This window comes from Achromobacter sp. NPDC008082, from assembly GCF_042957345.1.
Taxonomy (GTDB): domain Bacteria; phylum Pseudomonadota; class Gammaproteobacteria; order Burkholderiales; family Burkholderiaceae_B; genus Achromobacter; species Achromobacter kerstersii_A.
In genome coordinates this window covers 635,025-655,098 of the sequence record NZ_JBIBIB010000004.1, presented here as the reverse complement: position 1 = coordinate 655,098, position 20,074 = coordinate 635,025, and the positions used below count along the sequence as shown (strand labels likewise).

Genomic DNA, 20,074 nt, shown 5'->3' with positions numbered 1-20,074 from the left:
CCATGCAGTCATTGCGCAGAAAATGGCAGTCCCTGCCGCGCGGCGTGGTGGTGCTGATTACGGCATTGGCCATCTACGTGCCGCTGTCGTTCATCATCATCCAGAGCTTTCTCTCCGCGCCTTTCTTTGCCCCGTCCAAGGTCTTCAGCCTGGACGCGTTCCGCTTCATCTTCGCGGACCCCGATTTCTACAAGGCGCTGCGAAGCGGCTTCATTCTGGCCTTCGGGCTGGCCATCATCGCCATCCCGCTGGGCGGCATGCTGGCCTTCCTGATGATCCGCACCGACCTGCCCGGCCGCCGCTGGATCGAGCCGCTGATCCTGGTGCCGGTGTTTGTGTCGCCCATGGTGCTGGGCTTTGGCTACGTCGTGGCCGCAGGCCCCGTGGGCTTCTTCTCGATCTGGGCGCAGAACATTCTGGGCTTCGTGCCCTGGAACGTGTATTCGCTGACCAGCATCGTCATCATCGCCGGCCTGACGCACGTGCCGCACGCTTACCTGTATATCTCGTCGGCGCTGCGCAGCATGGGTTCGGACGTGGAAGAAGCCGCCCGCGTCACCGGCGCCTCGCCGCTGCGCGTGATGGTGTCTGTCAGCCTGCCGATGGTGCGCCCGGCCATGCTGTACGCCACCGTGCTGCTGTTCTTCCTGGGCCTGGAAGTGTTCGGCCTGGTGCTGGTGCTGGGCGACCCGGAAGGCAACCTGGTGCTGGCCACCTACCTGTACAAGCTGACCAACAAGCTGGGCATTCCGTCGTACCACCTGATGGCGGCCGTGGCTGTGATTCTGATCTGCATGACGATTCCGCTGGTCATGCTGCAACGCCGCCTGATGCGCACCGCGAACCGCTTTGTCACCGTCAAGGGCAAGGCCTCGCGCGCACGCCCGCTGCCGCTGGGCAAGTGGCGCTGGGTGGCGGGCGCCGTCGTGGCGTTCTGGCTGCTGGTCACGATCGTGGTGCCGCTGCTGGGCGTGCTGCTGCGGGCGTTCGTGTCCAACTGGGGCATGGGCGTATCGCTGTTTGACGTGCTGTCGCTGGACGCCTTTCACACCGTCTTCGCCCAACCCAACCTGATCCGCGCCATTGTGAACTCGGTCGCCATCGGGGTGTTCGGCGGCGCGCTGGCCGTGATGTGCTACATGTTCGTGGGCCTGGCGATGCATCGCAAGCCCGACAACGTCACGCGTTTCATGGACTACAGCGTGCTAGTGCCGCGCGCCGTGCCGGGCCTGCTGGCCGGTCTGGCGTTCTTGTGGGTGTTCCTGTTTGTGCCGATGTGGCTGGACAACGCGCTGGACGTCGATGAAAACGGCTGGCTGTCGGCGCTGCCGTTCGCCGAATGGCTGCGCGAGAACTTCGTGGAATGGCTGCGCGCCATGCGCAGCACCATCTTCAGCGTGTGGCTCGCCTACACCGTGGTCTGGATGGCGTATGGCCTGCGCCTGATCTCGTCGACGCTGCTGCAAGTGGGACCGGAACTGGAAGAAGCCGCCCGCAGCGCCGGCGCGCGCCGGGGCCAGGTCACGCGCCACGTCACGGTGCCGCTGGCCAAGTACGGCCTGATCGGCTCGTGGCTGCTGATGTTCCTGATCTTCGAGCGTGAATATTCCACCGGCGTCTACCTGCTGTCGCCCGGCACGGAAACCATCGGTTCCATGCTGGTGTCGCTGTGGGCCTCGGGCGCCATCGACATCGTGGCTGCGCTTTCCTTCATCAATATCGTTCTGGTCGTGATCGGCCTGGGCATCGCCCTGCGATTCGGAGTCAAACTTCATGATTGAGCTTTCTGTAGAAGACCTGCACCTGGACTACGGCGACAACCCGGTGCTCAAGGGCGTGTCGATGCAACTGCGCCAGGGCGAAGTGGTGTCGCTGCTTGGCCCTTCGGGCAGCGGCAAGACGACCTTGCTGCGCGCCGTGGCGGGCCTGGAAGGCCCCAAGCGCGGCCGCATCACCATTGGCGACCGCATCGTCTACGACGGCGGCGCCCGCAAGGAAATTCCGGCCGAAGAACGCAACCTGGGGCTGGTGTTCCAGTCTTACGCGTTGTGGCCGCACAAGACCGTGTTTGAAAACGTGGCCTACCCGCTGAAGCTGCGCAAGGTGCCGTCGGCCGAAGTGCGCGAACGCGTGCAAGCCGTGCTGGATCAGCTGGGCCTGGGCAAGCTGGGCCAGCGCCATCCGCACGCGCTGTCCGGCGGCCAGCAACAGCGCGTGGCCATCGGCCGGGCGCTGGTGTACAGCCCGCCCGTCATCCTGCTGGACGAACCGCTGTCCAACCTCGACGCCAAGCTGCGCGAAGAAGCGCGCGCGTTCCTGCGCGAACTGATCATCCGCCTGGGGTTGTCGGCGCTGATGGTGACGCATGATCAGAGCGAAGCCATGGCCATTTCCGACCGCATCCTGCTGCTGAACAACGGCAAGATCGAACAGCAAGGCACGCCGCAGGAAATGTATGGATCGCCGTCCACGCTGTTCACGGCCGAGTTCATGGGCAGCAATAACCGGCTGGAAGGCAAGGTCACGGAAGTGCGTGACGGCCGCGCCCGTATCGAAGGCCGCGGCTGGGCGCTGTGGGGCAAGGCCGGCGAAGGCGTGTCCCAAGGCCAGGACGGCACCGCCGTGATCCGCGTTGAACAGGTGCGCCTGGCGGATGACCCCGACGGCAACCATCTGGACATGCCGCTATTGACCAGCATGTACCTGGGCGACCGCTGGGAATACCTGTTCCGCACGCCGGACGCAGACCCGGCCAACACACTGGCCCTGCGCGCCTATGGCCCCGAAGGCCGCGAGCCTGGCCCCTGCCGCCTGGCCTTGCCGGCGAGCAAGGTCTGGGTCTTTCCGCGCAAGACGGCCTGATTCGAGCCGGGCCTGATCGCCGCTCTAGCCTGATCGCAATCGCCCATCAAGCCTGATCGCCCCAGGCCTGATCCGTCCCAGGCCTGAGCGCCCTCAAGCCAGATCGTTCCTCCGGCTTAATCCCCACCCACGCCGGGCGCGCCGTACTGCGGCGCGCCCGGCCTTGATTCCTTCTGCCGCCCTTCCCGGGCGGCGAACGGCCCGCCGTCCAATAGCTGTTACAAGCCGTTGGGCGGCATGTCCGGGCAACGCCGACTCGCCTTACAATGCGTCCGTGCAACGCCCTGATTCCCCCTCCCCGCTAAGCCGTTACCTGCGGTGGCTGGGCGCTCCCGCCCAACACTACCTGCGCATCGGCATCGCAATATCGCTGTTGGTGCACGCCGGCGCGCTGGCGTGGCGCTTTGGCGCGCCCGCGCTCACCCGCCCGCCCGTCACGAGCCTGGAAGTCGTGCTGCTGAACGCCCGCAGCGAGACGCCCCCTGAAACGCCCCGGGCTCAGGCGCAGAATCAGATGACTGGCGGCGGCAACGCCGAACGCGGCATGACCACCACGCCGCTGCCCCAAACGGGCGCGTCGGCCGAGACCATCGTGCTGGAAGCCATGCGGCGCCGCCAAGTCCAGCTGGAAGCCGAACAGGCCCGCCTGATGACCCAGCTGCGTTCTGCCGAGAAAGCCGGCGCCGAGCGCCAGGCCGTCAACCCCTGGCCCGACGGCGCAGACCTTGGCCAGGATGCCCAGGATCAGGCCAGCGTCATCCAGAACGCGCAGGTCGCCGCCTTGGCCGCGCGCGTGCAGCAATACAGCGCCGAACCCCGCAAGCAGTTTGTGGCCCCATCGGCCGAAGCCTCGCGCTACGCCGCCTATCTGGATGCCTGGCGCACCCGCATTGAAGCGGTTGGCACGCAGCACTATCCCGACGAGGCGCGCGGGCGCATTTACGGGTCGCTGCGCATCACGGTGTCGGTACGCGCCGACGGCAGCATCGCCAACGTCGAAATCGACCAGCCCTCGCCGCACGCGGTGCTGAACCAGGCCGCCCGCCGCATCGTCCAGCTGGCCGCGCCCTTCCCCCCATTTCCCCCCGATATCGCCCGCGATACGGACGTGCTGGTCATCACCCGCACGTGGCATTTCGTTAACGACACCCTGGAAACACAAGCCCCATGACCGAGGCGACCCCTCTTGCCCGCTACGCCGTCATCGGCAATCCCATTGCGCACAGCCGCTCGCCTCAGATCCACGACCTGTTTTCCCGGCAAACCGGCAAACCGCTGCGCTATGAGCGCCTGCTGGCGCCGGTGGATGGCTTTGCCGACGCGGTGGCCGCCTTTGTGGCCGACGGCGGGCTGGGCTTGAATGTCACGGTGCCTTTCAAGCTGGAAGCCTACGCATTGGCAGCTGGCCGCCTGTCCACCCGCGCGCGCCTGGCGGGCGCCGTCAACACGTTGTCGTGGCGCGATGGCGCCTGGCACGGCTGCAATACCGACGGCGTTGGCCTGGTGTCCGACCTGCTGCGCTTGGGCGTGCACCTGAGCGGCGCGTCCGTGCTGCTGGTGGGCGCGGGCGGCGCGGCCCGAGGCGTGTTGCAACCCCTGGCCGAAGCCGGCTGCGCCCGCATCCACATCGTCAACCGCACCGCGGCCAAAGCGCTGGAATTGGCCGAAGCCTGGCGTGAGACCGGCGTGTCGCCGCAGACGCAAGTCACCGCAGGCGGGCTGACGGATGCCGCCACGCCCGGCGGTTGGAACCTGGTCATCAACGCCACAGCCAGCGGCCTGCAAGACGCCGCCCCCGACCTGCCCGCCGGCTTGTACGCCAACGGCGCGGCCGCCTACGACATGATGTATGGCGCCCAAGCCACCGCTTTCATGAAGCAGGCTGAAGCCGACGGCGCCGCGCTGACCGCCGACGGCCTGGGCATGCTGGTGGGCCAGGCGGCCGAAAGCTTTTTGATCTGGCACGGCGTGCGCCCCGATCCGGCCCCCGTGCTGGCGGCGCTGCGCGAGGCGCTCATGGCAGGACGCTAAGCGGCATGGCGACGCGCGGCAAGGGCCGATCCTGGTTCCGCACCATCACCGGCGTACTGATGGCGCTGGTGTGCGCGGTGCTGCTCTACCAGTTCTGGCTGTTCGCGCAGGTCGTCTGGTACAACTACCGCGACCCCGGCAGCAGCGCCATCATGCGCGAAGAGCGGTCCCGCTTGCGCGAAGGCAACCCCGGCTTCCAGCTTCAGTACGAATGGGCACCCTATGACAAAATCAGCCGCAATCTGAAGCGCGCGGTGGTGGCGTCGGAAGATTCCAACTTCACCGAACACGACGGCATCGAATGGGACGCCATCCGCAAGGCCTGGGAATACAACCAGCGCCAAGAAGAGGCGGGCCGCAGCAAGATGCGCGGCGGTTCCACCATTACGCAGCAGCTGGCGAAGAACCTGTTCCTGTCCAGTTCACGCAGCTACATCCGCAAAGGCCAGGAACTGGTGCTGACGTATATGATCGAACACGTCATGACCAAGGAACGGATACTGGAGCTGTATCTGAACGTGGCCGAATGGGGCGTCGGCGTGTTCGGCGCCCAGGCGGCGGCCAAGCACTACTACAACACTTCGGCCGCCAACCTCAGCGCCAGCCAGTCCGCCCGTCTGGCGGCCATGCTGCCCAACCCGCGCTTCTATGACAGCCACCGCAATTCCAACTACCTGAACTCCCGTGTCGGGGTGCTGACCCGCCGGATGCAGATGGTTGACATCCCCTGACACGCAAAACCGGGCATTTCCGTCCGGCCGCCTCCACCCTACCCGGCGGGATTTGTTAAGCTTTCACGTTTAGCGCTCCCCTTCCTTTTCATGCGTACCGCACGTCGCTACCTGGCCCGCGAGATCTATCGCTCTTGTGCAGTGGTCCTTATGGCCCTGCTAGGCCTTTTCACGTTCTTCGCGCTGGTGGACGACCTGGACAACGTGGGCGACAAGTTCTCCATGATGGCCCTGCTCTACATGCAGGCGCTGGCCATTCCCACCCGCTTGTACGACCTGCTGCCCATCGGGCTGTTGATCGGCGCCATTCTGGCGCTGGCGGGTCTGGCGCAACGAAACGAACTTGTCATCCTGCGCGTCTCGGGCGTGAGCGGCATGCGGCTCTTGCGGATGCTGTGGGTCGTCACCATCCCGCTGATGATCGGCGCGGCGCTGCTGTCCGAATACGTCACCCCCTGGGCCGAGATCAAAACCGGCGAAGCCAACCTGATGTTCCGCGGCAAAGCCGGCGGCGACCGCCTGAAAAGCGGCTACTGGTTCAAGGAACCGACGTCCAACGGCGGCACGCGCATCATCAATATTGCCGAACTGAAAGGCGACGGCCAGGTTGCGGGCGTCACGCTCTACGAATTCAAGAAAGACCTGACGCTGTCGGTGTTGTCCACGGCGCCCACGGGTCTCTTCGCCCATGGCGACCTGGTGCTGAAAGACGTCTCGGAAACGCGCCTGGACTCTGATGCGTCCGAAGCGCTGGCCAACGCCCGCCCGCCCAAGAACCCTCCCGCCTCGGTGGTGAAGGTGCCCGAGCGCACCATCGACACCACGCTCAGCGCCGAACGGCTCCTGGCCCGCGTGCTGACCCCGGAACGCATGTCCATCGTCACGCTGCTGGACTATGTGGAGTATTTGCGCGACAACCAACTGCAATATGGTCGACAGGTTGTCGCGCTGTGGCGCAAACTGGCGTATCCCTTCACATTGCTGGTGATGATTACCATTGCCGCGCCCATCGGACTGATGCAAACCCGCCGCGGTGGCGTGGGCGCCAAGGTCTTCATCGGCATTTTGTTGGGCGTGGGCTTCTTCATGCTGAACCAGCTGGCGCTGAACGTCGGCATGTTGGGTAAGTGGCCGCCCTGGCTGACCGCCCTGGGCCCGAACATCGGGGCCATGGCCTTGGCGCTGGCCGCCATGAGCTACATGGAATACCGCCACACCATTACCCGTATCGTCCAACAACGTTGGCCTTGGAGCAAAAGTCCCGCATGAACGGCAGTATCTGGATGATCGGCGACGTGCAGGGATGCTGCTCGCCGCTGGATCGCTTGCTGTCCCACCCTGAACTGGTCGGCGACCCGCAGTCGCGCTTCTGGTTCGCGGGGGACCTGGTCAACCGTGGCCCACAGTCGCTGGAAACCCTGCGTCGCATCATCGACCTGGGTGACCGCGCGACAACCGTGCTGGGCAACCACGACCTGCACCTGCTGGCCGCCGCAGCCGGGGTGCGCAAGCCGTCCAAATCGGACACGCTCGAAGACATTCTTCGCGCGCCGGACGCGGCCGACCTGATCAACTGGTTGCGCTTTCGCCCACTGGCGCATTTCGAGCAAGGCCACTTGTTGGTACACGCCGGCACGCTGGCCAAATGGGACGTCGCCAAGACGCTGTCACTGGCCGGCGAAGTCCAGGACGCGCTGCGCGGCCCGAACTGGCAGAAGGCGCTGCAAAAGATGTACGGCAACGAGCCGGCCACGTGGAAGGAAGACCACAAGGGCGGCAAGCGGATGCGGGTGATCATCAATGCGCTGACGCGCATCCGGCTGTGTACGCCGAACGGTCACATGGAGTTCGCAACCAAGGTTGCCCCAGGCGCCTGGCCGCAAGGCCTGGTGCCGTGGTTCGACGTCCCGAACCGCGCCACCCGCGACATCACCACCGTATTCGGCCATTGGTCAACGCTGGGCTTGCTGCAACGGCCGGACGTGATCTGCCTGGACACGGGGTGCGTGTGGGGGGGAGCGTTGACGGCGCTGAGATTGCAGGACCGGAAACTCGTACAGGTGAAGTGTTCGCAGTTTCAGAATCCGATGTCTGAGTGACTGGGGGTTGCGGCGAGTAGCGACCTTCGTAGGTCGCCATCGTCGCGGTGGCCCTGACTGGGCGCGGCCGGCATCATTTCCTGCCGCAGTCAGACTGCATTTTCCTGCCGCTGTCAGACTGCATTTTCAGCCGCGCAGGGCGCATCCAGAAAATGTAGTCTGACCCCATACGCACAATGCGCACATCGCGCACAATGCGCAGATTGACACCCGGCTGCTACGGCCTGCCGCGCAGCCATTCCTCCAGATCCTTGGCTGGCAACGGCGGCGAAAACAAGAACCCTTGACCCGCCGCGCACCCCTGCTCGATCAAGAACCGCCGCTGCTCCTCGTTCTCGACGCCCTCGGCAACCACCGGCAGACTCAAACTTTCGCCGATCCGAATCACCGCGCTCGTCAGCGCGCGCGCGGCATCATCGCTTTCCAACCCTTGGACAAAGCTTCGATCCAGCTTCAGTTCGTCCACGATCAGCCGCCGCAAGTGCCCCAGGCTGGAATACCCCGTCCCGAAGTCATCCATCGACAAGCGCACGCCTAAGCGATGCAGCTCCGCGATCGTCCGTAGCGTGCCCGCCGTGGCATCCAGCACCACGCCTTCGGTGATCTCCAGCATCAAATCCGCCGGGGCCAGACCGAACTCGGCCAGCGTTGCCGCAATCATTCTCGGCAAATTTAAATTGTGGAAATTGGTCGCCGACAGGTTCACCGACACCGACGGCACGCGCAGGCCGTTGTTGCGCCAGATCGACAGTTGCGAACATGCCTCGCGCACCGCCCAGTCGCCCAGGTCACCGATCAGCCCGCACTCTTCGGCCAGCGGCACGAAGCGCACGGGCGAAATGTCGCCCAAGGTGGGATGGCGCCAGCGGGCCAGCGCCTCTACCCCGTACAGGCTGCCGTTCTTCAAGCCCACCTGCGGCTGATAGTGCAAACGCAGCGCCTTGGCTTCCAGCGCGTCGCGCAGCGCGGCTTCCAGGGCCAGTCGCTCTTGCGCCTGGCGGTTCATCTCGGCGCTGAAGAACGAAATGCGGTTGCGGCCGGCCGTCTTCGCCTGGTACATCGCCATGTCGGCGTGGCGCAGCAGCGTATCCATATCGCGCCCGTTCTCCGGGAACACGCTGATGCCGATGCTGACCGATGGGTTCAGCGTGATGCCGCCCACCGAAAACGGCTGCGCCAGCGCCACCAGGATGTGTTCGGCGGCGGCGGTCAAGCGGCCGTGTTCGAAGTCCGGCATCAGCATCACGAACTCGTCGCCCGACAGCCGGCCCACGATGTCAGCCGGCCGCGCCAGGCGGCGCAGGCGTTGTGCCACGTCGCGCAGCAGCGCGTCGCCGATGGGATGGCCCAGCGTGTCGTTGACCTGCTTGAAGCGGTCCAGATCCAGGAACAGCACCGCCACGCGCTTGCGCTCGGGTTCGGCGCGCGCGATGGCCTGCTCGGCTTGCGCCAGCAGCAGGTTGCGGTTCGGCAGGCCCGTCAGTTCGTCGTAGAACGCCAGTTGGCGGATGCGGGCGCGGGCTTCCTCGCGCTCCAGCGCCAAGGCGCACAGATAGACGCAGACATCCACCAGGCGATGATGGAAATCATCGGGCAGACGGCGTTCGCGGAAATAGAAACAGAAGGTGCCGATCACCCGGCCGTCGCTGGACTTGATGGGCGAGGACCAGCAGGCCTTTACGTCTTCCGGCAACGGCAGGTGGCGGTAGTCGTCCCACAGCGGGTCGGTGGCGATATCCGGCACGATGACCGGGCGGCCCAGAAACGCGGACGTGCCGCAGGCGCCGGCCTGCGGGCCGATCTTCACGCCGTCCAGCGCATCGGTATAGGCGGCGGGCATGCTCGGGGCCGCCAACGGCCGCAAGTTGCCGGTGTCGTCCACGCGCAGCACGGTAGCCGCCACTTCGGGCGCCAGGCGCTCCACTTCGCGGCACACCATGTTCATGACTTCGACCACCGAAGCCTCGTTCACCATGGCTTGCAGCACGCGGCGTTGCAGCACCTCGTGCACCTTGGTGGGCGTGATGTCGGTCAGCACGTCCACGACGTTGACGAGCGTGCCGCGGTCATCGAACACGGAGTTCGCCATCACCGACACCCACAGCGGCTTGCCGCCACGGTCGTAGACCAGGACGTCCTTGTGGAACCCTTCGCGGCAGGCGATGCGGCGGTCCAGCTCTTCGCGGGTACCGCCATCGGGCCGGCCGCCAGCGAGCAGTTCGCCCAATTCCTGATTCAAGGCGTCGCCGCGTACAAAGCCCAGCATGCGCTGAAAGCCGTCGTTCACATAGACAATGCGGCCATCGCAGCCAGAGACCGCCACCGCGTTGCCGGTTTCGTTGATACCCAAGAGCAGCAGGCGAATTTCTTCCTGGCGCTCGGCGTCCGCGATGGACTTGCGCGAGATGATCGAGATGCGCGCGACGTCGCCCTCATCGTTGCGCAGCGGCAGATAGGTGGCTTCGATCCACAGCGTGCCGCCATTTTTCATGCGGTAGCGGCAGGTGCCGGAAAAATGGTCGCCATTGCGCAACCGGGTCCAGATCTGCTCGCCGCTGGCGATGCCCTTGCCTTCGTCCATGCTGTCGCACAGCATGTCGTGGCGCAGCGCCAGCGCCTCTTCGCGGGAATAACCCACGGCGGCCAGGAAATTGGCGTTGGCGTTCAGCAGCGAACCGTCGGCATCGAAGTCGAACAGCAGCAGCGCTCGATCCATCGACGTCAGATAATTGCCCGCATGCCACGCGGCGCCCTGGGGGCCCGCGCTCGAAACGCTTACATGAGTATCAAGCATAAGGGGCTCCATACCGGAATACAGCTGATCCGGTTTCATTCAGCGCTTTGGAAAGCCTAGCGCCACGCGGTCGCGTCCGTCCTGCTTGGCCAGGTACAGCGCCTGGTCAGCACGACTGAGCGTTTCCGAGAAGGTCTCTCCCAACTGGTGATGCGCCATGCCGATACTGACCGTCAACCTCAATACGTCGTCGCCCGCCGCCACCGCCAGCCCGCGCACCGCGCCGACCAGCCGGTCCATGACGCCTTGCGCCGCTTCGGGCCGCGTGTTGGGAAGCAGCACCAGAAATTCCTCGCCGCCCCAACGGCCGCACAAATCATATTCACGCAGGCTCTTGACCAGCACGCCGGCAAGTTCCACCAGCGCGCGGTCGCCCGTTTCATGGCCGAAGCGGTCATTCACCGCCTTGAAGTGGTCCACGTCCAGCATCGCCACAACAAAGCTCTCGCCGCTGCGCGCCACCCGCCCGACTTCCTGCTTGATCATTTCCATCAAGGCGCGCCGGTTCAGCAAACTGGTCAGCGGATCGCGGTTGGACGTTTCTTCCAGCGCCACATTCAGGTCGCGCATCATGCTCTGGTAGTGATCGGATATGCGCGCAATACGCGTCAAGCGCCGCAGCTGGCGGTCAAACTTGTCGTACAGGCCCAGCTCGCGCTCATGCGCCATGGTCTGATAGGCGTCCGACAGCTGAGTTACGCGTTCAATGCGCGCCATCTGCTCGGCGGTGTGCTGCCACAGCGACTCCAGCGCCTCGCGCAACGGGTGGCCGGTATAGGCCGGGTCCGCCAGCAGCGCGACGATGCGGCGATCCAGTTCGGCGGCGCCCGGTTTCATTCTCGGCCAACCACCGAGAACGGAAACGTGCAGTCTTCCTTGAATTCTTCGGCCAGTTCGCCGACGCGTTCATTGCGGCTGTCATAGAACCAGGTCACGCTGACCTGGCGGCCCTTGCCGTGGGCGGCTTCGAGCAGATCGAAGATGTCCATGACGGACTTGATGCTGCTGGTGTTCAGGTACAGCAGTTCCAATTCCAGGCTCAGCGGGGCGGAGGACCCCAGCAGGTAAGCCTCGACCCACTCGATGACCGGGCCAAACAATTCAAAGGAATTCTCGGGGTAAGAGTCGCCGCGCATCACCAGCACGCCGGTGGCGGCGTCGGCGGTGATGGCAGGCGTGGACTGCGTCCCGGGAATGTTCAACTCTTTCATCAGATACTCCGAAAATGATTCTGGAATGCGCGCGTGCGCCCTCAGATCACGACGCTCAGGCTGAAGAACGCCCGGCCCTCGCCCGCGGCGGGCGTCAGGCTGGCTTCCAGCGGAGCGCCGGCGCGGCGCGCGATGTCGATCAGCCCCAGCCCCGCGCCCGAAGCCACGCCCTGGGTGCGCGGCTTGTGCAGCTGCGCCTTGTATTCAGCCTTCAGCGCCGGCTTGTCCAGCGCGGCCAGCTCGCGAATCCGGGCGACCAGCGCATGGCCGTCCTCGGTCTTCACCAGGTTGCCCGCCGACACCACGTAGCGGCTTTCATCGCGGCGGCCGATCACCACCGTGGCCGATGCCTCGGCATCGCCATTGGCGGCGGCGTATTGGCGGATGTTCTGGATCATTTCGATATAGACCGAAAAAACGTCCATGGCCTCCGCCGGCCGTGCGTGTTCCGCGTTCAAGTAATTCTTGAGCGCGTTGCCAATTTCCTCGATCAGGCTGCGGGAGATCGGCCCGTTGAAGCACAGCAGAGTGCGGTTCTGGTTGAACCGTTCACCCAGCGCGTAGAGATCGGAGGCATTCATAGGGGGTACCGCCCGGAAAACGTTTAATCGAAACGGAAAGACAGCAGGGTGATGTCGTCACGCTGGGGACGGCCACCCTGGTACTCGGCCAGCGCTTGCGTAAATGCGGCGGCCTGTTCAGTTAACGGCTGCCGGGCGTGTCTCTTGAGCATTCCTGCAAAACGCGTGTTGCCGAACCCGAATCCGTGCTCGCCGCCCGCCTGGTCCAGGAAGCCGTCCGTCGCCAGGTAATACGTCCAGCCCGGTTCCATCTGCAAATCAATATTTTCGTAAGCGCCCGTGCGCTTGTCGCCCAATGCCCGCTTACCGCCGGGAATTTCGCGCAGCGTCTCGCCATCGCTGGCGTACAGGCTGATCTTGGCGCCCGCGTAGCGCAGGCGCCCGGCCTGGCGGTCAATATATACCAGGCCCGCGTCGGTATTCGTGGCCAGTGCGCGGGGCAGTTGCGCATCCGCAAGCATGGCGCGGATGGCGGTGTCGGTGCGGGTCAGGATGCCGGCCGGGTCGGCGGGGCCGGCCTCGGTAATGGCCAGATCGATGGCGGCGCGCGCCAGCATCGTCATCAATGCGCCCGGCACGCCGTGGCCCGCGCAGTCCATGATGCCCAACAGGCAATTGGCGCCGTCGGAACGGAATACGTAGAAGTCGCCCCCCACCACGTCGCGCGGCTTCCACAGCACGAAGTGATGCGCACCGAGCGACTGCGTCAACTGGCGGTCCGGCAGAATGGCGCGCTGGATCAGGCTGGCGTAGTCAATCGAATCACCGATCTTCTTGTGCGCGGCGGCCATGGCTCGGTTGGCGTCTTCCAGTTCCGACGTGCGTTCGCGCACCTTGCTTTCAAGTTCGGCGGTGTGTTGGCGCACCTTATCGGCCATCACGCCAAAGGCGCGGCTCAGGTCGCCGATTTCGTCCTGGCCGCCCGGCGGCAGGCGCACGTCGTAGCTGCCATCCGCGATGGCGCGGGCCGACTGCTGCAAGCGGCGCAAGGGGCGCAGCATCAAACGTTCGATGGCAAAGCCGAAGCACAGCAGCATGGCGGCGAACAACAACACCAGGCCAATCGCGGCAGGCCACAGCCAGCCCGTGTCCAGCACGCGGGCCGCCCCCAGGTCCACCAACGTGAGCACGTGCCAGTGCAATTCTGGCATGTACGCAACCGACACCAATTGGCGCGTGCCGTCCATATTGACCCAGGCGGTCTGCACCGATTGCGGGTCGGCCTGGGCTGCGTGCATGGCGGAACGCAGTTCATCGCGGCTGGGGCCGGCGTCCAGCAGGTTGAACACCTGGCCGCGCGTGCCTGCGACGCCGCCCGCGCCCGAGTTATAGGCAATCAGCGACGCATCCATATGCGCCTGGATCGCGCCGTCTTCATCCACGATGATCGGCGTTACGCCCGGCTGGCCGCTGTTGACGAATTCGCGCAGGAAGCCGCCCACATCCAGCCCGGCGCCCGTCAGGCCCACGACCTTGTCGCCGTCGCGCACCTGGGCGTTAATCCACACCTTGGTGGTCTGGAGCTTCAGGTCGGGATTGACGTTGATGTTGTATTTGGCCGGCGACTTCAGCGTGGCGTAGAACCAGCCGTCGTCGGCCGCGCTGCGGCTCAGCGTGTAGCGCGGCGTCTCGGACAGCGGCTTGTCGTCATTGAAGTAGTAGTGGCCGGACTCGGCGCTGGCGATGAAGTACGCGCGGCCCAGCAGGTCTCGGCGGTAGCCGTCGGCTTCACGGAAGAACAATTCGCGCGCGGCCGGATCGTCCTCATTGCGCAACCAGCGCCGCGTGACTTCGCTGTCGGCCAGCCGCAAGGACAAGGCCAGCTCGCGCGACACCGGCGCCAGGATGCGTTGACGGTTCAACTGCGTGAAGTTGTCGGCGAAGGCGCGCCCGAAGTGGTCGCGGACCCCGTCCAGCACCAGCCAGCCGATCACGGCAGCGGGCGCCAAAGCGACCACGCACGCCAACAACAGCGCCATCAATGATTTTTTGCGCAAACCCCATTTCGCCATGCGAAGTCTTCCCTGACAGCTTGATATGACGTGACGTGCGTACCCACCTTGGTAGGCACGTGATGGGCCCGGCGCGACAAGTGTAGAGAACAGTGGGGGCAATTGAAACAGGTGCAAACGTCTGGATGCGTTCTAGACACCTTAAGTTTCAACGCAGCAATGTAAATGCCGATTTATTGCGATTTATATCTTGTTTTTTACGCGCCTGGCCACGCACCTTGCGGCTTTATTACTACACGCCCAGATAGCGTTCCCATAGGGCGCGGTCGGCATCCAGCGACGGGGAGTCGCCGGTCCAGACCACCTTGCCGCGTTCCAGAATGACGTGCTGATCCGCCAGGCTCAGCAACCTTTCGACATATTTGTCGATGACAAGAATGGTCTGCCCCGCTTCGCGCAGTCGCGCCAGGCAGTTCCAGATTTCTTCGCGGATCTTGGGCGCCAGGCCTTCGGTGGCCTCGTCCAGAATCAGCAGGCGCGGATTGGTGACCAGCGCCCGGCCGATGGCCAGCATCTGCTGCTCGCCGCCAGACAGTTGGTTGCCCATGTTGCGCGCACGCTCGCGCAAACGGGGGAACAGGTCGAACACGCGGTCGGGCGTCCAGGGGTCGCCGATGTCGGGGTTACGCGCGGCGACGAACGCCGTCAGGTGTTCGCGCACCGTCAGGTTGGGAAAGCACTGCCGCCCTTCCGGCACGATGGCCACGCCCAGCCGCGCGATGCGGTCAGAGCTCCAGCCGCTGATGTCGTGTCCGGCGAAATGGATCTTGCCGCCGCGCAGCGGCAACTGGCCGAACAACGTGCGCAGCAGCGTCGTCTTGCCCATGCCATTGCGGCCCAGCAAGGTCACGACCTGGCCCGCCCCTATCTGCAAGTCCACGCCAAACAGCACCTGGCTGGCGCCGTAGCCGCTTTTGGCCGATTCGATGGTGAGCATCACGCGGTCTCCTCGTCGCCCAGATAGGCTTGCCGCACTTCCGGATTGGCGCGGATTTCGTCGGGCGTGCCGGTCGCGATGACGCGGCCATACACCAGCACCGACAGGCGATCAGCCAGACGGAACACCGCCTGCATATCGTGTTCCACCAGCAGCATGGCGGCGCGGCCGCGCAGCGTTTCAATCAGTTCGGTCAGGCGCACGGTTTCGTCCGGCCCCATGCCGGCCATGGGTTCGTCCAGCAGCAGCACGCTGGGGCGGGCGGCCAGCGCCAGCGCGAATTCCACCTTGCGTTGTTCACCATGCGGCAGCGTGCCGGCCGGGCGTTCGAGCAAGCTGGCGTCGATGGCGCATTCGCGCGCCAGTTCGCGCGCCTGTTCATACAGCGCAGCTTCGGCGGCGCGCGGCTTCCAGAAACGGAAGCTCGAACCCGCGTGCGCCTGCACCGCCAGCACCAGGTTGTCCAACACGTTGGACTGCTTGAAGATATTGGTGATCTGATACGAGCGCGACAGCCCTGCCGCCACGCGCTGGTGCGCGTTCATGCTGGTGACGTCGCGCCCGGCCACGGTGAGCGTGCCGGAATCGGCCGCCAGCGTGCCGGACAGCAGATGGATCAGCGTCGACTTGCCCGCGCCGTTAGGGCCGATCAAGGCGTGGATCTCGCCCGGGTTCAAGGACAGCGACACATTGTCGGTGGCGACCAGCGCGCCGAAGCGGCGCACCAGCCCCGTCGCCTGCAAGACCGGGCTAGCCGTGGAATTGCCGTTCATGGCGGCACTGCCATGCATCACTGCGCTCATGATCCCACCTTGCCCGATGCGGCGCGGCCGCCAAACCACGGGCCGAACAACCCGACCAGACCACGCGGCGCGCCAAACACCACGCACAGCAGCAACACACCCAGCGGCAGATGCCAGTATTCCGTCCATAGACGCAGCACTTCTTCCAGGGTCAGCATCACCACCGCGCCGGCCACACCGCCCCAGCGCAAGCCGATGCCGCCCACCAGCACCATGATCAGCAGGTTGGCCGACTGCGTCCAATGCATCAGGCTGGGCGAGATGAAGAGGTTATGGTTGGCCAACAGCGCGCCGGCCAAACCCGCGGCCGCCCCACTTAACGTGAAGGCCGCGAGCTTGATGCGGTAGACCGGGTAACCCATGGACTCCATGCGCGATTCATTCTCGCGGATGCCCTGCAAGGCCGTGCCAAAGCGCGACGACACGACGCGGCTGAACACCCACATCAGCAACGCAAACAGCACCAGCACCAGGTAATAGAAGCTGACGTCATTGGCCAGATCGATGCCGGGCAGCGTGGAATAGCCCGGCAGGTTCAGCCCGTCTTCCCCGCCGTATTGGCGCAGCGAAATGAAGATGTAGAACAGCATCTGCGCAAACGCCAGCGTGATCATGATGAAGTACACGCCACGGGTGCGCAGCGAGATCGCCCCGGTGATGGCCGCCAGCACGCCCGCCAGCAGCATCGCCACCGGCCAGACGATCAGCGCGGATGTGACGCCCGACATCGCCAGAATGCCCACGGCGTAGGCGCCTGCGCCAAAGAAGGCCGCGTGCCCCAGCGCCACCATGCCGCCGTAGCCCAGAATCAAATTCAGGCTGGTCGCGGCCAGCGCGTAGATCAGCACGCGGCGCACGAATGAAATGTAGAAGTCCAGGCCCAGTGCGGGCGCCACCAGCGGGAACGCCGCCAAGGCCGCCAGCAGGACCACCGTCCAGAGTGTGGTTCTCATCATCAACCCCGCGCCGGAAACAGGCCAGAGGGCCGGAACACCAGCACAGCCGCCATCAAGACATAAATGGCGATGGCGGCAAGCGTCGGGCCGACGCTGGAGGCCACCGCCGGCGAAAAGACCTGGCGCAACAACATCGGCAGAAACGCGCGCCCCGCCGTATCCACCATGCCCACCAGCAAGGCGCCCACGAACGCGCCCCGGATCGACCCGATGCCGCCGATGACGATGCACACCAGCACCAGAATCAGAATTTCTTCACCCATGCCCACTTGCACCGAGGTGATCGGGCCTAGCAGCGCGCCCGCCACGGCGGCCAGCATGGCGCCCAGCACGAACACGCCCAGGAACAGCAACGGCACGCGCACGCCCATCAGCGTGGCCATTTGGCGGTTGGACGCGCCGGCCCGCACCAGCACGCCCGCGCGGGTACGCGTCACGAACCAGTACAGCCCTGCAGCGGCGGCCACGCCGAACACGATGATCATCAGGCGGTAAGCGGGGTACAGCAAGTCTGGCAAGAGGCGCACCGGGCCTGACAACACAGCCGGCATGTTGAGCATGACGGGCGCGGGGCCCCAGATCATCTTGACCAGATCATTGGCGATAAGAATGACGGCGTAGGTGCCCAGCACCTGAGCCAGGTGGTCGCGCAGCGCCAGGCGGCGGATAAGCGTCAGTTCCAACACCACGCCAACCAGGCCGGTGGCGACGGCCGCCACCAGAACGGCGGCGGTAAATGAACCTGTGCGCTGCATGGTTTCAGCGGCGACATACGCGCCTGCCATGTAGAGCGAGCCGTGAGCCAGATTCATGATGTCCATGATGCCGAAGACCAGGGTCAGCCCGGCCGCGATCAGAAACAACATCAACCCAAACTGCAGACCGTTCAGCAATTGCTCGACGATCAGCGTAAACGTCATGAACACTTCCCCCTGCCGCGGACCTTGCGAGCGGTACGCGTGCGATTCGAACCTGCGATGGCTGGCGGCGCGGGGCGGGTAAGTCCGGCATGGCCGGACTCCCCCACGCACGCATAGCGTCTTACCTTAGAGCTTGCACTCGCCGACGTAGACGTCCTGGTACTTGTCGAACACCTTGCCCACCAGCTTGTTGGTGATGCGGCCGTTGCCGTCCTTGTCGACGACGCGCAGGTAGTAAGCCTGGATCGGATAGTGGTTCTTGCCGTAGGTGAAGCTGCCGCGCACCGACGGGTAGTCGGCTTTCTCAAGCGCCTTGATGATGGCGTCGCGGTCAGCGGCCTTGCCGCCCGCCTGCTTGACGGCGGCATCCATGGCCATGATCACGTCGTAGGCCTGGGCGGCGTACACGGACGGGTAGCGGCCGTTGTATTCCTTGCGGAAGGCGTCAACGAAGATCTTGTTCTGCGGCACGTCCAGGTCGTGCGCCCATTGCGCCGTGTTGTACATGCCCAGCATGGGGTCGCCCACGGCCTGGATCACGTCTTCGTCAGCCGAGAAGCCCGGGCCGATCAGCTTGACGTTTTGCGACAGGCCGGCGGATACGAACTGCTTGACGAAGTTGATGCCCATGCCGCCCGGCAGGAAGATGTAGACGGCGTCCGGCTTGGCGGCGCGGATCTGGGCGATTTCCGCCGCGTAGTCGATCTGGCCCAGCTTGGTGTAGACCTCGTCGCCCGGGGCGGTCTTGTAGCCGCGCTTGAAGCCCGTCAGCGCATCTTTGCCGGCCGGGTAGTCCGGGGCCATGATGAACATTTTCTTGAAGCCACGGTCGGCTGCGACCTTGCCGGCGGCTTCGTGGAAGGCGTCATTCTGGTAGGACGTGCCGAACCAGTAGTTGTTGCACTGGGCGCCAGCGAACTGGCTGGGGCCGGGGTTGTTCGACAGGTACGGCACCTTGGCGGCGAACAGCGCGGGGCCGACGGCCAGCGCCACGTTGGAACCAATGGGGCCGGTGAAGAAATCGATCTTGTCGCGCTGGATGTAGCGCGTGACCAGCTGGCGGGCCTGATCCGGGTTGCCGCCCATGTCGGTCTGCACGAATTCGGCGGGCTGCCCGCCGAGCTTGCTGCCCAATTGCTTGATGGCCAGGTTGAACCCATCGCGGGCTTCAGCGCCCAAGGCCGAGAACGGGCCCGAGATATCGTTGGCGATGCCGACTTTGACGGCGTCGGCCATGGCCACGGCCGGAACCAGTGCGGCGGCGGCGATAAGGGAAGTGATCAAACGCATGGTGGTGTGCTCCGTGCGCGAGCCCGCGCAGAGGGTGTTCTTTTTGAGGGTGCGATTCGAAAGACTTCTATGCCCGGCCTGCCGGCGCCATTGCGCCGCCGTCAAACGCGTGCGGCAAGATATTGCTTGCCACACCACAATCCCCTTGTGCAGCATAGGGAAAACTGGCGTGGTTCATAGTTTAGGTTTAAAGTATTCTTCAAAACAAGACTAGGGTTTTTACCGAAGGGTTTTCCCTCCACCTCAACGATGACCGCGTCGGATGGGTCGCCCGGTGCAACGCACGCGACAGTACCCGACATCCCGCCGAACCTCAAGAAAACCGACGATGACTGACGCTCCCGATCTGGAATCCCGCGCCGCGCCCGATGACCACCACGCGTTGCGTCTGTGGCTGCGCATGCTCACCTGCGCCAATCTCGTCGAAAGCGAGATCCGCAGCCGGCTGCGCAATGAGTTCGATACCACGCTGCCGCGCTTTGACCTGATGGCGCAATTGCAGCGCGCGCCCAAGGGCATGAAGATGGGCGAACTATCGCGCCACATGATGGTCACCAACGGCAATATCACCGGCATCACCGACCAGCTCGAAAAAGAAGGCCTGGTCGTGCGCACCAAAGTGGAATCCGACCGCCGCAGCTCGCTGATCAAGCTCACGCCCCAGGGCAAGAAGAGCTTTGCCCGCATGGCGCGTGCGCACGAATCCTGGGTCAAGTCCATGTTCGGCGACCTGCCCGAATCCACCCGCAACGCGCTGTTCCAGGCGCTGGGCGAACTCAAGCTTCAGGTGGTGGCCACCCGGTCGGAATCGGCCAAGGGCTGACGCCTGCGAAGCGACGCCCCGGGC

18 protein-coding genes are annotated in these 20,074 nt (G+C 64.8%); 8 read left to right on the top strand and 10 right to left on the bottom strand.

The window, feature by feature from the left end; genetic code table 11:
• Positions 1-2 precede the first annotated feature (2 nt).
• The 7 genes from ACFZAI_RS19045 to ACFZAI_RS19015 all read left to right on the top strand — a co-directional run bounded on the left by ACFZAI_RS19045 (position 3) and on the right by ACFZAI_RS19015 (position 7,723).
• Complete coding sequence (locus tag ACFZAI_RS19045; protein ID WP_391568414.1) at positions 3-1,781, top strand: ABC transporter permease; 1,779 nt, start codon at positions 3-5, stop codon at positions 1,779-1,781.
• Entirely contained in the window at positions 1,774-2,862 is a 1,089-nt protein-coding gene (locus ACFZAI_RS19040) for an ABC transporter ATP-binding protein (protein ID WP_391568413.1), read from the top strand. Before ACFZAI_RS19045 ends, ACFZAI_RS19040 begins: the two co-directional genes overlap by 8 nt.
• Positions 2,863-3,136: 274 nt before the next feature.
• Positions 3,137-4,033 carry a TonB family protein gene (locus ACFZAI_RS19035; RefSeq protein ID WP_391568412.1) on the top strand — a complete coding sequence of 299 codons (897 nt, stop codon included), beginning with the start codon at positions 3,137-3,139 and terminating at the stop codon, positions 4,031-4,033.
• Positions 4,030-4,893 (top strand): shikimate dehydrogenase, encoded by an 864-nt coding sequence (aroE, locus tag ACFZAI_RS19030; protein WP_391568411.1) that lies wholly within the window; start codon positions 4,030-4,032, stop codon positions 4,891-4,893. Before ACFZAI_RS19035 ends, aroE begins: the two co-directional genes overlap by 4 nt.
• A gap of 5 nt (positions 4,894-4,898) precedes the next feature.
• A complete protein-coding gene (gene mtgA / locus ACFZAI_RS19025; protein ID WP_054428165.1) occupies positions 4,899-5,624 on the top strand; it encodes a monofunctional biosynthetic peptidoglycan transglycosylase in 726 nt (241 codons plus the stop codon).
• Between the two features lie 90 nt (positions 5,625-5,714).
• Positions 5,715-6,893, top strand: a complete 1,179-nt coding sequence (gene lptG, locus ACFZAI_RS19020) for an LPS export ABC transporter permease LptG (protein ID WP_391568410.1) — start codon at positions 5,715-5,717, stop codon at positions 6,891-6,893.
• On the top strand, positions 6,890-7,723 hold the full coding sequence (locus tag ACFZAI_RS19015; RefSeq protein WP_391568409.1) for a symmetrical bis(5'-nucleosyl)-tetraphosphatase: 834 nt from the start codon (positions 6,890-6,892) through the stop codon (positions 7,721-7,723). Before lptG ends, ACFZAI_RS19015 begins: the two co-directional genes overlap by 4 nt.
• A gap of 217 nt (positions 7,724-7,940) precedes the next feature.
• Here ACFZAI_RS19015 and ACFZAI_RS19010 read toward each other — a convergent pair whose 3' ends face one another.
• The 10 genes from ACFZAI_RS19010 to ACFZAI_RS18965 form a co-directional block, all read right to left on the bottom strand.
• Positions 7,941-10,517, bottom strand: a complete 2,577-nt coding sequence (locus ACFZAI_RS19010; protein ID WP_391568408.1) for an EAL domain-containing protein — start codon at positions 10,515-10,517, stop codon at positions 7,941-7,943.
• A gap of 39 nt (positions 10,518-10,556) precedes the next feature.
• Entirely contained in the window at positions 10,557-11,354 is a 798-nt protein-coding gene (siaD, locus tag ACFZAI_RS19005; protein WP_391568407.1) for a biofilm regulation diguanylate cyclase SiaD, read from the bottom strand.
• A complete protein-coding gene (gene siaC / locus ACFZAI_RS19000; RefSeq protein ID WP_391568406.1) occupies positions 11,351-11,728 on the bottom strand; it encodes a biofilm regulation phosphoprotein SiaC in 378 nt (125 codons plus the stop codon). Before siaC ends, siaD begins: the two co-directional genes overlap by 4 nt.
• A gap of 41 nt (positions 11,729-11,769) precedes the next feature.
• Positions 11,770-12,309, bottom strand: a complete 540-nt coding sequence (gene siaB / locus ACFZAI_RS18995; protein WP_391568405.1) for a biofilm regulation protein kinase SiaB — start codon at positions 12,307-12,309, stop codon at positions 11,770-11,772.
• Between the two features lie 23 nt (positions 12,310-12,332).
• Entirely contained in the window at positions 12,333-14,321 is a 1,989-nt protein-coding gene (gene siaA, locus ACFZAI_RS18990) for a biofilm regulation protein phosphatase SiaA (RefSeq protein ID WP_391568404.1), read from the bottom strand.
• A 232-nt stretch (positions 14,322-14,553) separates the two neighbouring features.
• Entirely contained in the window at positions 14,554-15,258 is a 705-nt protein-coding gene (locus ACFZAI_RS18985; RefSeq protein WP_391568403.1) for an ABC transporter ATP-binding protein, read from the bottom strand.
• Entirely contained in the window at positions 15,258-16,061 is an 804-nt protein-coding gene (locus tag ACFZAI_RS18980; RefSeq protein ID WP_391568402.1) for an ABC transporter ATP-binding protein, read from the bottom strand. The genes ACFZAI_RS18985 and ACFZAI_RS18980 overlap by 1 nt, the downstream gene beginning before the upstream one ends.
• Complete coding sequence (locus ACFZAI_RS18975; RefSeq protein ID WP_391568401.1) at positions 16,058-17,017, bottom strand: branched-chain amino acid ABC transporter permease; 960 nt, start codon at positions 17,015-17,017, stop codon at positions 16,058-16,060. Before ACFZAI_RS18975 ends, ACFZAI_RS18980 begins: the two co-directional genes overlap by 4 nt.
• Positions 17,017-17,937: a branched-chain amino acid ABC transporter permease gene (locus tag ACFZAI_RS18970; protein WP_046807392.1), complete on the bottom strand. Its 921-nt coding sequence runs from the start codon at positions 17,935-17,937 to the stop codon at positions 17,017-17,019. Before ACFZAI_RS18970 ends, ACFZAI_RS18975 begins: the two co-directional genes overlap by 1 nt.
• A gap of 126 nt (positions 17,938-18,063) precedes the next feature.
• Entirely contained in the window at positions 18,064-19,227 is a 1,164-nt protein-coding gene (locus tag ACFZAI_RS18965) for an ABC transporter substrate-binding protein (protein ID WP_391568400.1), read from the bottom strand.
• 328 nt (positions 19,228-19,555) lie between these two features.
• On the opposite strand from ACFZAI_RS18965, the gene ACFZAI_RS18960 reads away from it, so the two are divergent.
• Complete coding sequence (locus ACFZAI_RS18960) at positions 19,556-20,050, top strand: MarR family winged helix-turn-helix transcriptional regulator (RefSeq protein ID WP_391568399.1); 495 nt, start codon at positions 19,556-19,558, stop codon at positions 20,048-20,050.
• Positions 20,051-20,074 lie beyond the last annotated feature (24 nt).